This is a genomic window from Flavobacterium supellecticarium (genome assembly GCF_004801375.1).
Taxonomy (GTDB): Bacteria; Bacteroidota; Bacteroidia; order Flavobacteriales; family Flavobacteriaceae; genus Flavobacterium; species Flavobacterium supellecticarium.
Window position 1 is genome coordinate 55,229 of the sequence record NZ_SSNZ01000006.1, and the last position, 13,135, is coordinate 68,363.

At 39.6% G+C, this 13,135-nt stretch carries 11 protein-coding genes; 5 read left to right on the plus strand and 6 right to left on the minus strand.

All coding sequences use genetic code 11. The features are described 5' to 3' along the window. Positions 1–384 precede the first annotated feature (384 nt). On the minus strand, positions 385–1,371 hold the full coding sequence (locus E6C50_RS12840) for a T9SS-dependent choice-of-anchor J family protein (protein ID WP_136403633.1): 987 nt from the start codon (positions 1,369–1,371) through the stop codon (positions 385–387). A 311-nt stretch (positions 1,372–1,682) separates the two neighbouring features. Here E6C50_RS12840 and metK point away from each other — a divergent pair, with 311 nt between their 5' ends. Further along, positions 1,683–2,933 carry a methionine adenosyltransferase gene (gene metK, locus E6C50_RS12845; RefSeq protein ID WP_136403634.1) on the plus strand — a complete coding sequence of 417 codons (1,251 nt, stop codon included), beginning with the start codon at positions 1,683–1,685 and terminating at the stop codon, positions 2,931–2,933. 86 nt (positions 2,934–3,019) lie between these two features. Here the strand turns inward: metK and E6C50_RS12850 are convergent, their stop codons facing one another. Together E6C50_RS12850 and E6C50_RS12855 are read right to left on the minus strand one after the other, a co-directional pair. Further along, positions 3,020–5,731 carry a TonB-dependent receptor gene (locus tag E6C50_RS12850; protein WP_136403635.1) on the minus strand — a complete coding sequence of 904 codons (2,712 nt, stop codon included), beginning with the start codon at positions 5,729–5,731 and terminating at the stop codon, positions 3,020–3,022. 129 nt (positions 5,732–5,860) lie between these two features. Next, positions 5,861–6,694, minus strand: a complete 834-nt coding sequence (locus E6C50_RS12855) for a GLPGLI family protein (RefSeq protein ID WP_136403636.1) — start codon at positions 6,692–6,694, stop codon at positions 5,861–5,863. A gap of 121 nt (positions 6,695–6,815) precedes the next feature. Between E6C50_RS12855 and E6C50_RS12860 the strand changes: the two genes are divergently transcribed. Both E6C50_RS12860 and E6C50_RS12865 read left to right on the plus strand, forming a co-directional pair. After that, complete coding sequence (locus tag E6C50_RS12860; protein ID WP_136403637.1) at positions 6,816–8,228, plus strand: sensor histidine kinase; 1,413 nt, start codon at positions 6,816–6,818, stop codon at positions 8,226–8,228. Continuing rightward, complete coding sequence (locus E6C50_RS12865) at positions 8,218–8,898, plus strand: response regulator transcription factor (protein ID WP_136403638.1); 681 nt, start codon at positions 8,218–8,220, stop codon at positions 8,896–8,898. The genes E6C50_RS12860 and E6C50_RS12865 overlap by 11 nt, the downstream gene beginning before the upstream one ends. Positions 8,899–8,904: 6 nt before the next feature. Here the strand turns inward: E6C50_RS12865 and E6C50_RS12870 are convergent, their stop codons facing one another. Then, complete coding sequence (locus tag E6C50_RS12870) at positions 8,905–9,783, minus strand: GLPGLI family protein (protein ID WP_136403639.1); 879 nt, start codon at positions 9,781–9,783, stop codon at positions 8,905–8,907. A gap of 117 nt (positions 9,784–9,900) precedes the next feature. On the opposite strand from E6C50_RS12870, the gene E6C50_RS12875 reads away from it, so the two are divergent. Both E6C50_RS12875 and E6C50_RS12880 read left to right on the plus strand, forming a co-directional pair. Next, a complete protein-coding gene (locus tag E6C50_RS12875) occupies positions 9,901–10,695 on the plus strand; it encodes a hypothetical protein (RefSeq protein WP_136403640.1) in 795 nt (264 codons plus the stop codon). Then, the gene (locus E6C50_RS12880) at positions 10,695–11,309 is read left to right on the plus strand and encodes a deoxynucleoside kinase (protein ID WP_136403641.1); all 615 of its coding nucleotides are present in this window, start codon (positions 10,695–10,697) and stop codon (positions 11,307–11,309) included. The genes E6C50_RS12875 and E6C50_RS12880 overlap by 1 nt, the downstream gene beginning before the upstream one ends. A gap of 78 nt (positions 11,310–11,387) precedes the next feature. Here E6C50_RS12880 and E6C50_RS12885 read toward each other — a convergent pair whose 3' ends face one another. Continuing rightward, entirely contained in the window at positions 11,388–12,062 is a 675-nt protein-coding gene (locus tag E6C50_RS12885) for a copper homeostasis protein CutC (RefSeq protein ID WP_136403642.1), read from the minus strand. 1 nt (position 12,063) lies between these two features. Then, positions 12,064–13,062: an isoaspartyl peptidase/L-asparaginase family protein gene (locus E6C50_RS12890; protein WP_136403643.1), complete on the minus strand. Its 999-nt coding sequence runs from the start codon at positions 13,060–13,062 to the stop codon at positions 12,064–12,066. Between the last annotated feature and the right edge of the window lie 73 nt (positions 13,063–13,135).

Genomic DNA, 13,135 nt, shown 5'->3' on the forward strand with positions numbered 1-13,135 from the left:
CAGAGGCTTTGATGCTATATTTTTAAAATGAGACTTTCAAAATTAAGCAAGAGTATCCTCTGCGGAACGTTTCCACATCATAATACACATATATCGCTTAATTGATTTCATTTTGTTATTTCTATTTGATGAAGCAAAATTGAAAACTATTTTTGGAATAACCAAACAAAAAAATAAATTTTAACATTTCATTTCTTTGTTTGCAGTTCCCTAAATACTACGTATTTAGATTCTATTAAAAAAGGCTCCTTTTTTACATCCTCGTTTTTTGTTTGATCTCCGACAGTTATTTTGCTTTTTGTTTTTTAAGATTCTTATTAACAAAAAACAAAAAAAACCCACCTGAAACAGATGGGTTTGATCCAATAATTATAGAATATCTATTTAGTTTTTCAAGAACTTCGATGTAGCTGTTCCTTCATTTGATTGTACAGAAACAAAATAAGCTCCTGCAGTTAAATCAGAAACATTGATCTGAGCCTCAGCTTGTCCTTGTACCGCTACCGATTTTACGATTCTTCCGTTTAAATCTGTAACCTGAATTCCTTTGATTTCCATTCCGTTTTTAGCCGCAATGTTTAACACATCATTAGCCGGGTTCGGGAATACAGAGAAGTTTTTAGCAAAGAAATCCTGAGTTCCTAATGGTCTGTCAACAGAGAAGGTATCAATTCCGATGATATCAGAGTTGGATCCGTTAGGACCACCATTTGTTACAAAATATCTGAAACCGATTTTTACAGCAGTTGGTCCGGTTAATCCGGTTACTGTATACGAATACTGCGTCCAGTTAGTCGGGTAAGAAGTTAAGTTTTGAGTAGGGTTGATTTCTACTAATAAGTTTGTAAAATCACCTACAGCAGTTGGTCCTGTAGATGGGTTTACAGTTGCCGCACCATTTGTACTCATACGCACTTGTAAGTTATCTGCATAAGAAGCTGTATTGGTAGCCGAATATTTCCCTAAACGGGTATAGAACGAAATAACGTCACCGTTTTGTACTGTAACAACTGGCGAAATTAACCAGTTACTAATGGTCGCACCAGACGTCAAAGTACTTGATGTACTGGTAAAGTTTACCAAAGCAAATGTATTAGGCGTTCCGTCCTGTCCGTTGGGAATTGGACACGTTTGTCCAGTTGTATAGGCCTGAGTCTGGAATGGAGTTGGGTTAACGGTTGCACTTACTACCACCGGAGTATAGCTGGCTACTGTCCATAATGTTGTAGACGCAGTAGTACTCTGATTGGTTCTTACCCAACCTGCAGTTGTTAAATCAGCGGTTGTACCATTAAAACCATAATTGTAAAGATTTTGTGCTTGTCCAAAAAGAGGAAGACAAAATAATAAAGAAAGTAATTTTTTCTTCATGTGAAAATTTTTTAAGAGTTATAATGCAACGAATGTAATAATTTAATTACATAGCCTAACAATATGGCAATTGTTAAAATCATAGTTTTCACATTTTAAATTGTTTTTGTTGTTTTTTTTTGCTTTTTTTCTTTATTTAGAACGAAGTCTTTTATAAATTTGCAAACAAAAATTTTAAGAGGAAAAATTTGAACTGATTGCAACCTCTTATCGATAGTACTATCGGTATTAAAAAAATGCTAAAGCAGTAGTCACTTCTTTACGCGTTTCCTGCACTAGTTTTTCCTCGCTTAATCATAAAAATTGAACTTATGGCTTATTTGTTTACGTCAGAATCAGTAAGTGAAGGACATCCGGATAAAATTGCTGATCAAATTTCTGATGCATTAATTGATAACTTTTTAGCTTTCGACCCTGAATCGAAAGTAGCATGCGAAACGTTAGTTACTACCGGACAGGTTATTCTTGCCGGAGAGGTAAAATCGAAAATTTACCTGGACGTACAACAAATTGCACGTGAAGTGATCAAAAAAATCGGTTATACCAAAAGTGAATATATGTTCGAAGCCAACTCTTGTGGTGTACTTTCGGCTATTCACGAACAATCACAAGACATCAATCAGGGTGTAGACCGTTCCAACAAAGAAGATCAGGGTGCTGGTGACCAGGGAATGATGTTTGGTTATGCAACCAACGAAACCGAAGATTTTATGCCGTTGGCGTTGAATCTTTCTCACAAATTATTACAGGAGCTTTCCGAATTGCGAAGAGAGAACAACGAAATCACGTATTTACGACCAGATGCGAAATCGCAGGTAACTCTGGAATATGATAATAACAACAAGCCAGTACGTATCGATGCTATTGTAATTTCGACGCAACACGATGATTTTGCTGATGAAGCAACCATGCTGGCTAAAATCAAAAACGATATTATCGCGATTTTAATTCCGCGTATCATTGCAAAAAACCCGCAATATGCACATTTATTTAACGACAAAATACAGTACCATATTAACCCTACCGGTAAATTTGTTATCGGTGGACCACATGGTGATACCGGGTTAACAGGACGAAAAATTATTGTCGATACCTATGGTGGTAAAGGCGCACACGGTGGTGGTGCTTTCTCCGGAAAAGATCCGAGTAAAGTAGACCGAAGTGCGGCTTATGCTACCCGTCATATCGCTAAAAACCTTGTTGCTGCCGGTATTGCCGATGAGATTTTGGTTCAGGTATCGTATGCTATCGGTGTCGCAAAACCAATGGGTATTTATATCAATACCTACGGAACCTCGAAAGTAAATCTTACCGATGGTGAAATCGCAAAAAAAGTAGAAAGCATTTTTGATATGCGTCCGTATTTTATCGAACAACGTTTAAAACTAAGAAATCCGATTTATAGCGAAACGGCTGCATACGGTCATATGGGAAGAACTCCGGAAACCGTAACCAAAACGTTTATTGCACCAGGTGGAAAAGAAAAAACCGTTACCGTAGAATTGTTCACATGGGAAAAATTAGACTATGTAGACGCGGTTAAAGAAGCGTTTGGTCTATAGTTGAAACATATACAAAAAAGGGCTGTCTAAAAATTAGACAGCCTTTTTTTATTGCTTACAACCGGTTTTTACCGGAATCAAAAGTCTTATAAATTGTATTTTAAACTAAAGATAATATAACGCGGCTGTACCAGATATTGCGAAAAACTACTCGATCCACCCAACTGATTAAAACTACTATCGTTTAGTGAGGTCGTATTTAATAAATTCGTTGCCGCCAGTTTGTATTCCCACTTACTATCTTTTTTCTGATACGACAAACTCGCATTCAGGAAATCGTATTCGTTATCGATTGTATTCGCTTTATTTCGGTTATGATAAAAGGTATAATCAGACGTAAACGAAAAAGCATCCAGGAAGAAATACTCCAACGTTACAGAAGGACTATCCACAAAAAACGTATCGCTATAGAAATCATTTTTCGTAAATCCGTAGCCCAATTCCAGATTCGGAAGCTTTTTAAAATTCGTAGCAAACTTCACATTGTAATTCTGAGTGTACGAATCGGTTGTTTGGATTTCCTCTACGCCATTCTGGAACACCCGGATATTGTTATTTTTGCTCCAGCTAAAATTCCCACCGATCGATGCTTTGTAATAACGTAGGAACGACCGACCGTAATTCGCATTTGCCGTAAAACTTTCGTCTGCAAAAGCCGATTGCATATTCACCGAAGACGATACCTGGTTTACACCGTCGAAAAGGGCTTTCGATTTTACAGCATCCGTTTGTTTGGTATAGGTAATGTTCGCAAAAATATTTTCGAAATTAAACATATTGTATTTAAAATAACGAAGACTGTGTACCTGAGACAACGAATTTTCCAGAGTTCTGTTTCCGCTAAACAAACTGTTATAGTTTGAAAACACATACCCTTCTGCCAGTTTATTGATATCAGTAAAATTATTTGTCAGGGAAAAATTATATGTCAGCGTTTCCGATTTTTTGATCTGGTATAAAGCGTAAAAATCCGGCAGTACACGAACAAAATTGTTTTTAAATTCCGATTGCAACTGTTCGTTATTCATCGTATAGCTATGCAAACTAAAACCCGGATTAAACGTAAACTTCCCGGTAATGAATTTGTAATGTAAGCCCAGGAATACATCGTTAAACGTATAATCCACATCGTTGTTGTTCTGCGGATCGTTTAGATCGTTGGTATTTCCATTGTCCAGAATCTGAAAAATATGCGAGTTAAAATGCTGGTTTGAAAAGGTATTTCCAACGGTCACATTGATATTGCTTTTCGGCGTCAGCATATAGTAATAATCGAACTTCGCATCCAGCTTATTGGTTTTTACCAAACGATTTTGTGTCAGATCATTTCGGTTTTGTCCGACCACATAACCCGGTAACTGAAACGGTTGCAATTGCAGATTGGCATTATAAAACGGATCTTCTTCCTGATACAAATGTTGCATTTCAAACGCAAAAACGTTTTTCGCGTTTAGCGTATAATAGTAATTCAGATTCTGACTAATTGAAAATGGTTTTTGTTTTTTATTGGTATAGATATCATCCAGCAAACTAGAATAAACACTATTCGCTTCTTTTTGATCCGATACTTTGATAAACGCGTCATAATCAAAATGCACTTTATCTGATGGCACATAACTGGAACTCAATTTAAACAGGCCCAGGTTTGTTTTTTGACGGGTAAGATCCTGACGTTCCTCCGTAACCGTAGCGGTAGTTCCATCCGGCAGATTATCGGTTCGCACCGTTCTCGAGTTGGTTTCAAGGTCGGTTTTACTGGCTGAAAAAATACCAAATCCGCTTAATGTCCAGGCTTTCGACGGATTATAGCTAAAATTGGCTGCGCCGAATTGCGTATCGATTTCCTTTGCCCGATTATTACGAAGTCCTAAGATCGCTAAATCGTTTGACGTCACGTTAAATGAGGTTCCACCTTTTCGCATCATGTTTTTAAAACCACCCGAAAATTTAAAATAATCCTGCATTGTTAGTGGCAATTCCCCGATATTATTCAGGTTCCCGATCACATTGACACTGTATTTCGGATTGTAATAAAACAATTTCGGATTTACAATATGGCGGTCTTCTTTATGTCCTACACCAATTCCGGCCAACATTTCCCCAAACCAGAAATTTTTCTTTCCTTCTTTCAGTTTGATATTCAGCGCTACGTTTTCTTCATTATTTTCCAGCCCTTTCAGATTGGACACTTCGTTATAATTCCGCAATACCTGAATTTTATCCAAAGCATCGGCCGGGATATTTTTGGTCGCGATTTTCGTATCGCCGTCAAAAAAATCTTTCCCTTCCACCATTACCTTTTGCACTTTTTTTCCTTCCACCTCGATCTCACCATCGGCATTCACCTCAACACCCGGAAGTTTTTTCAGGACATCGCCCAGCTTTTTTTCGGTACCGTTTTTAAACGAATCGGCATTATATACAATCGTATCGCCTTTTATCGTCACCGGCATTTCCTTAACAATCTGAACGCCCTGCAAATCGATTCCTTCGTGAAGATGTATCGTTTTACTGATATTGCCCGTTCCGGTTTTCAGATCGGCTTCATAGGCCGAATAACCTACATAACTGGCTTTAATGGTATAGTTGGCATTTGCTTTAAGCGACATTTGAAACTTTCCTGCATCGTTAGTGATCGCATAGGCATCCATCGCTTTGGTGTCTTTGTTGATCGCCATAATGTTTGCCATTTCCAACGGTGCGCCCAAGGTATCTTTGATCACGCCTTCGTAACGGATATTCTGGGAAAAAGCGGATAGCGACAATAGACAAAATAATAGGTGTAGATAGTTCTTCATTACAAGGGTTTTATTTTCTTTTGGAACATTACATCCCAATAAGACTCTGAAAATTGAATTTGGTTCAATCTTTATAGACGTTTTTTTTTATTTTTTGTTACGAAAATGACATACTATTTCATTTTCCGGTTAACCACCAATACGAATCACGGTTCGGCCTTTTTGATTTGTATTCATTTCCATATTCTCTTCCGATTTTTTCCGAAGGGTTTCGTCGTACTCTTTTTGTGTCACCTCTTTTCCTTTGGATGGTTCTTTGATCACCGCTTTCTCTTTCGGGTTTAAAACCATTTTAGAACACAATATTGTGGTATCGCCATCGTTCACTTCCAGAATCAATCCCGGCAATCCCCAATACTTATCCGGCCCCTGACTTACCGGGATATCCGGCGTATACCAGGCCGTAATACGGATTTCTTTTGGTGCGCCTTCGTCGATATTCAACACTGATTTTTTATCTTTTGGAGTAGGATCCAATGTTCTTTTCCGAATGGCTGTTGCTTTATAACAGGTATAATCGCCAATCATTTTCGTTTCCGATCCCATTTCCCATTTCCAATCTGGCAACGTATCTTTAATCAGGAATTCTTTTCCGAAGATATCATTTTCTTCCATATAGCGTTTCTCTTTTACGTTCTTATATAAAAGTCCGCCGCTACTCGAAATTCGCACCCGAACACCCGGACCGGATGCTGTCAGTGGATTATCCAGCTTTTGTTCTTCTTTATACAGTGATGTCGTTTTATCGAAATCCAGCACAAAGGTTTTCTCCATACTTTTTTTGAATTGCGCCATCAGATTTTGCTGCATTTCGGGCGTCATGCCATTCCCTTCCACTTTGATTTTCGACATATCCCGTTTCGATTCATAAGTCGCTTTCCCGCTAAAGCTTTGTTGGGCGATACTCTCTCCTTTACAAAACAAAAGGAAGAATACCATTACGGCGGTAATACTGTTTTTCATACTGTTATTTTTAGTAATTTCCTGTTACAAATGTATTTTGACGAATCTTAATCGGATTGTAATGAGTGTTAACGAGTGTTAACGCTAAAAAAGCAAACCGAACAGTTACTACTTTTGACAGATGAAATCATTTTTCCGGAACCATATTATCTATTGGATCACCTTTACGGTACTGATTACTGTTGGGATACAGATCTATTGGAATATCACGAACTACCGGACCAACAAACAGCGTTTGATCAACACGATTCAAATCGCCTTCGACAGTGGAATTGACAGCTATTACAGCGACAAAGCCAAATCGAACATCACCTCTCGTGATACGATAAACTTTGCTCCTCCTGCTGATATGCCTGCTTCTGATCCTAAAAAAGAGGTACAGGTATACCGGACCGAAATCAAACGCTATACGTCCAAAGACAAAAAAAACCGGCGGTTTATGTTTAAATACACCTCCGACGAAAACAATCCTTCCGTTTCCGAGATTAAAAACATACAGGTACTGGCTCAGAAAATCATCATTGCTGTACGTCAGGACAGTATCGATCTTCCCAAAATGGCGACGTATATCGATCGGGAATTTGTTCGCAAACAACTCGACTTTACATACGGTCTTTTATACACGCGGAACCATCGCACGGTATCCGAATACCAAAACCCTGGCGACAAAAAGTATGCTTTTACCACAACCTCCAAATCGTCATACCTGCCACAAGACAGTAAGCTGGAATTATTTTTTCCGGATATCTTTTTTAAAACCTTAAAAGAAGGTCTTGCCGGTATTCTATTGTCACTGATTTTATCGTTGTGCATTATCTTTTCTCTTTTTTACCTGTTGTATATCATCCGAAAACAAAAACAACTGGCTGTCATTAAAAACGATTTTATCAGCAATGTTTCCCACGAACTCAAAACACCAATTGCCGTCGTTACCAGTGCGCTGGAAGGGATTGAGAAATTCAATACCGACAACGAACCGGAAAAGACCAAAAAATACCTGGCCATTTCCAACCAGCATTTGACCAAGCTACATCAGATTGTAGAAAAAATACTGGAGACTTCCGTATTGGAAAGTGATCAGTTACAACTGCAAAAAGAAGTCACCGATCTTACGGAACTGATACGCCATAGTATCGAAAAAATACAAATTAACACCGAAAAAACGATACTGTTCAACCAGCCACAGCTGACGATCTTGGCTGCTGTTGACGTATTTCATTTTGAAAATGTGATCAACAATCTGATTGACAACGCGATTAAATATGGCGGCGATCGGATTACAATCGACCTGAATACAACCGACGGAAAAATAATCCTTACTGTTTGTGATACGGGTTCCGGAATTGAAAAATCGCAGCGTCAGAAGATTTTCGACAAATTTTACCGCGTTCCGAATCATAACCGCCATGACGAAAAAGGCTTTGGAATCGGTTTGTATTACGCCCGGACTATTATTGTAAAACACGGTGGTACACTGGAACTGACACCCGATATACAAACCACTTTTAAAATCACTTTGCCCTATGAATCCTAAGATCACCATATTATTAGCGGAAGACGAAGCCACACTTGGTTTGATCATCAAAGAGAGTCTGGAAACCCGTGATTTTATTGTCACCCATTGTTTAAACGGCGAAGACGCGTATCAGGCTTTTATAACCGAAAAACCGGATGCCGTGGTATTGGATATTATGATGCCGAAAAAAGATGGTTTTACATTGGCACAGGAAATTCGGAAGACCGATACAACCACGCCTCTATTGTTTTTAAGCGCTAAATCGCAGGTACAGGATGTGGTCGACGGGTTTTATTATGGCGGAAACGATTATATCAAAAAACCGTTTAGTATGGAAGAACTTATTGTTCGCATCCATGCGTTACTGGGACGGATTTCCCGTCAGAACGCCGACGACGCGAACCGTATTGGCGCCTACGATTTTAATTACAACAAGCAAACGTTATCCTACAAAGAGCAGGCCTATTTCCTTACCCATCGGGAAGCGCTGGTTTTAAAACTGCTATTGGAAAACAAAAATGAAATCCTCGACAAATCGGCTGCTTTACTACGAATCTGGGGAAAAGACGACTTTTTTAACGGTCGGAGTATGGATGTATTTATTTCAAAACTGCGCAAAAAATTAGCCTCCGACCCTTCCATTCAAATCATCAATGTAAGAGGCAGAGGCTATAAACTTATTTGCTAGCAGAAATTAACGGCCAAATCGCATTTGCTGTCCACGACCAGGACCTTGACCGCCATTCATTTCGCGCATTTCTTCCATTTTTTTCACCACGATATCGTCGTATTCTTTTTGTTTTACAACTTTCCCGTTTTTAGGTGCTTTGATTTCCACTTTCTCTTTGGCATTCATCACCACTTTTGAACAGACAATCACCGTACGACCATCGTTTACTTCCAGAATCAATCCGGGTAAACCCCAATAACTTTCCGGTCCCTGACTTACCGGGATATCCGGCGTATACCAGGCGGTTATCGTGATCTCTTTCGGCATTTCGAAATCATCCATAAAGTTGGTCGTTTTCTCTTTTTTAGGCTCTTCTTTTTTATCACCGTCTTTTTTTCGTCTGAAATTACGGAAATCCGACTGGCTCACCGGTTTTACGGCCGTGGCTTTAAAACAGTTGTAATCGCCTATTTTTCGGGTTTCTCCCTCCAGCTTCCAGTTTAATTTTGGTAACGAGTCATTGATCAAAAACTCTTTCCCCATAAACTCTTTGTCTACGGCATAGGTTTTGTCTTTAATATTTTTATAGTACGTTCCACCAGCGCCCATCATCGAGCTCATCATTCGTCCGCCAGGTCCCTGTTGTCCCGGAGCATCCAATTTTTCTTCTTCTTTATAAATTGAAGCCGATTTATCGAAATTCATCACAAAGGTTTTTTCCAGCATTTTTTTCATACGCTCCTGAATCATTTTCTGCATCTCCGGCGTAATACCATTTCCCTCCATTTTAAATTCCGGAGCCGTTGTTTTTGACTCATAAACGGCCATTCCCTGAAAATTTTGGGCCATAGCCGAGACAGCAAAACCTAAAAATGCTATCCCTGTCAGTATTGTTTTTTTCATCTTGTTGTTTTTGTTTGGCTTTTGAATAAGACTTTTAAAATCCCGTTTTGTTACACGTTATACTTAATTTTATATAAGACACTTTATATTATAAAAGGTTTATTTGTAATTTGCGGCATGATGCAGAAAATTGTCTTTTTCCTGATGCTTATCACCGGTCTTCAGCCCTATGCGCAAACAAAGGACATCCGTCCGGTATTACTTTCGTCAGCACCAACAGAAAATGTTATTTTTATTGGTAACGATCCGTTTGGCAACACTTATACGATCAAAGACAATGAATTCCGAAAAACCAACCGAAACCAACAATTTCAGTACCGAAACCTTTCGTTTGGCACCATCAAGCAAGTCGACCTTCAAAACCCATTGCAACTGGTTTTGTATTACAAGACTTTTAATGCGGTGGTTTTACTCGACAACCAGTTAAACGAAATTCAAAAAATCAATTTTTCCGAAACCAATCCGGAACTGTTTCCGCAGGCCGTGAGTCTGGCTTCGCAAAATCGTTTGTGGTTATTCGATCTGAATTCGCAAAAACTGGGATTATACGATATTTTTAAAAACACTTTCACTGCGATTTCAACGCCAATTAAAGATGCGATACAACAATACCAGTCGGATTACAACTATTTTTACTGGGTCGATGTCCGGAATAATTGCTATGCATCGACCATTTTCGGAAAAATTAGTTTCCTCGGATCCGTTCCGGCATTTGATCAACTGCAATTTATTTCACCAAAGCAGATTCTCTTTCAAAAAGACAATCGCTTGTTTCTTTATGACTTAGAAAATGCGGCTACTATAAATATAGTAGTACCCGAAAAAAGCCTTGAAAGTTTTTATTATAAAGAGCAAATTTTAGCTACTTTTACCAATAACGAAATCAGAAATTATAAAATTACTTTACCATAATGCATATAGCTGTAGCAGGAAACATTGGTGCTGGAAAAACGACATTAACCCGACTTTTGGCCAAACATTTCAAATGGGAACCGCATTTTGAAGATGTGGTTGACAATCCCTATCTGGACGATTTTTACCATCAGATGGACCGTTGGTCTTTTAATCTTCAGATTTACTTCCTGAATAGCCGTTTCCGACAAATATTACAGATTCGCGAAAGCGGAAAAAAGATTATCCAGGACAGAACGATTTATGAGGATGCCCATATTTTTGCACCCAATTTGCATGCGATGGGATTGATGACCAACCGTGACTTTAGTAACTATACGTCGCTTTTTGAGTTGATGGAAGGTTTGGTCGCGCCACCGGATTTATTAATCTATCTGCGTAGTTCGATCCCTAATCTGGTTTCTCAAATTCACAAAAGAGGTCGGGAATATGAAAACACGATTTCCATCGATTACCTGAGCCGACTTAACGAGCGTTATGAAGCCTGGATTCAGACGTATACCAAAGGAAAATTACTGATCATCGATGTAGACAATATCAACTTTGTAGACAACCCGGAAGATTTAGGAAATATCATTAACCGTATTGATGCTGAGATCAACGGATTATTTTAAAACAGATAAGGCTACCAAATGGTAGCCTTTTTATTTACTGGTCGCTTAGACCTGACAGGTTTTGGAAACCTGTCAGGTCTAAACTTCAGCCAGATTCTTTTTTAACGCTTTTACCTCATCGATAGCGGCGATTCCACTGGCATCGGTTATCGCTGAAGAATGATAAAATTTTGCATTCGTTCGCGTCGCAATTCTGAAAATATTCGTCGAGCGCAATCCGCCTCCGGGCATAATGGCAATGCGTTTTCCGGCATAGGCAACCAATTCCATCAAGGTTCGTTCGCCCTCATCCACATTAGGCTGTCCACCGGACGTAAGGATAGTCGAAAAACCACAACGCACCAAATCGTCTATAGCCTGTTCCAAATCCGGAATTTCGTCAAACGCACGGTGAAACGTACATGGCAGCGGACTTGCAAGTTGCACCAGTTCGGTATTTTCTTTAATCGCAACAGCATTCTCCTGATCCAATACACCAAAAACAAACCCTTTTACCGGAAGTGTTTTTATCCGTACAATATCGGCTTTCATCTGTTCCAATTCCTCAGGAGTATACTGAAAATCACCTCCTCTTGGACGAATCATCACATACACATCAATCTTTATCCGATTACAGGCTTCGCGAAGCATTTCAAAACCGGGTGTTGTTCCACCCAAAAGTTGGTTTTCGCACAATTCGATACGATCGGCTCCACCCTGCTCGGCAATTACTGCCGATTCCAGGTTAAAGCAAGCTATTTCCAGTTGTTTCATCCTATTTTAAAAAGTAATTGGCATCGAGTAAGTTGTTTCCGGTTTCATCGTATTTCGCATAATTAAATCCCTTTTGAATACAATAGGCACCGTGTTCGCCTTTTTTATTGAGAGCGATAAATCCGACCTGAATATCGTTTAGATTTTTATTTCTGTATTTGGTGAGTTTGATGATCCGATTTACGGCTTCTTCACAGGCTTTTTGTGGTGATTTCCCCTGTCGCATTAACTCCACCACCAAATGACAGCCCGCAATACGGATTACTTCCTCTCCGTGACCGGTGGCCGTTGCCGCGCCGATTTCATTATCGACATACAAACCCGCGCCAATAATAGGTGAATCACCTACTCTGCCGTGCATTTTATAAGCCATCCCACTGGTTGTACAGGCACCGGAAAGATTGCCGTTGCTATCCAGCGCGATCATTCCGATCGTATCATGATTTTCGATATTCACAAGTGGTTTATAGTTACTGTTTTGCAACCATTCCCGCCATTCTTTTTCGGACGTTTCCGTGAGCAGGTTTTCTTTTTTATATCCTTGTAACAATGCAAACTGAAGCGCTCCTTCGCCCACCAACATCACATGCGGTGTTTTTTCCATTACCGCCCTCGCCACCGAAATCGGATGTTTGATATGTTCCAGACAGGCAACAGATCCGATATTGGAATATTCATCCATAATACAGGCATCTAGTGTTACCCGTCCATCGCGATCCGGTCGACCGCCATAACCGACACTTCTTTCGTTAGGATCGCCTTCGGGAACGCGAACACCGGCTTCGACAGCATCGAGTGCGCGGCCTTTATTTTTTAGGACTTCCCAGGCGGCTTCATTCGCCGGAATTCCAAAACGCCAGGTCGAAAGTACGATTGGTTTGCGAATCGTACCTTTGGGAACCAAGGCCGTTTCCGAATCCTCTTTTTTTCCGAATGCATTTAACGCCACAGCCACCGAAGCAATCGCTGTTGTTTTGATAAAGTTTCTTCTGTTTGCCATATTTACGATACCGGTTATCTTTAAACAACAAAACACAAACCCGTTTCCGTTTGTGCTTATGATGCTGTTAAAG

Coding starts and splice junctions, on each gene's coding strand:
- E6C50_RS12840 (WP_136403633.1), bottom strand. CDS start 1,371: ATGAAGAAAAAATTACTTTCTTTATTATTTTGTCTTCCTCTTTTTGGA.
- metK (WP_136403634.1), top strand. CDS start 1,683: ATGGCTTATTTGTTTACGTCAGAATCAGTAAGTGAAGGACATCCGGAT.
- E6C50_RS12850 (WP_136403635.1), bottom strand. CDS start 5,731: ATGAAGAACTATCTACACCTATTATTTTGTCTATTGTCGCTATCCGCT.
- E6C50_RS12855 (WP_136403636.1), bottom strand. CDS start 6,694: ATGAAAAACAGTATTACCGCCGTAATGGTATTCTTCCTTTTGTTTTGT.
- E6C50_RS12860 (WP_136403637.1), top strand. CDS start 6,816: ATGAAATCATTTTTCCGGAACCATATTATCTATTGGATCACCTTTACG.
- E6C50_RS12865 (WP_136403638.1), top strand. CDS start 8,218: ATGAATCCTAAGATCACCATATTATTAGCGGAAGACGAAGCCACACTT.
- E6C50_RS12870 (WP_136403639.1), bottom strand. CDS start 9,783: ATGAAAAAAACAATACTGACAGGGATAGCATTTTTAGGTTTTGCTGTC.
- E6C50_RS12875 (WP_136403640.1), top strand. CDS start 9,901: ATGATGCAGAAAATTGTCTTTTTCCTGATGCTTATCACCGGTCTTCAG.
- E6C50_RS12880 (WP_136403641.1), top strand. CDS start 10,695: ATGCATATAGCTGTAGCAGGAAACATTGGTGCTGGAAAAACGACATTA.
- E6C50_RS12885 (WP_136403642.1), bottom strand. CDS start 12,062: ATGAAACAACTGGAAATAGCTTGCTTTAACCTGGAATCGGCAGTAATT.
- E6C50_RS12890 (WP_136403643.1), bottom strand. CDS start 13,062: ATGGCAAACAGAAGAAACTTTATCAAAACAACAGCGATTGCTTCGGTG.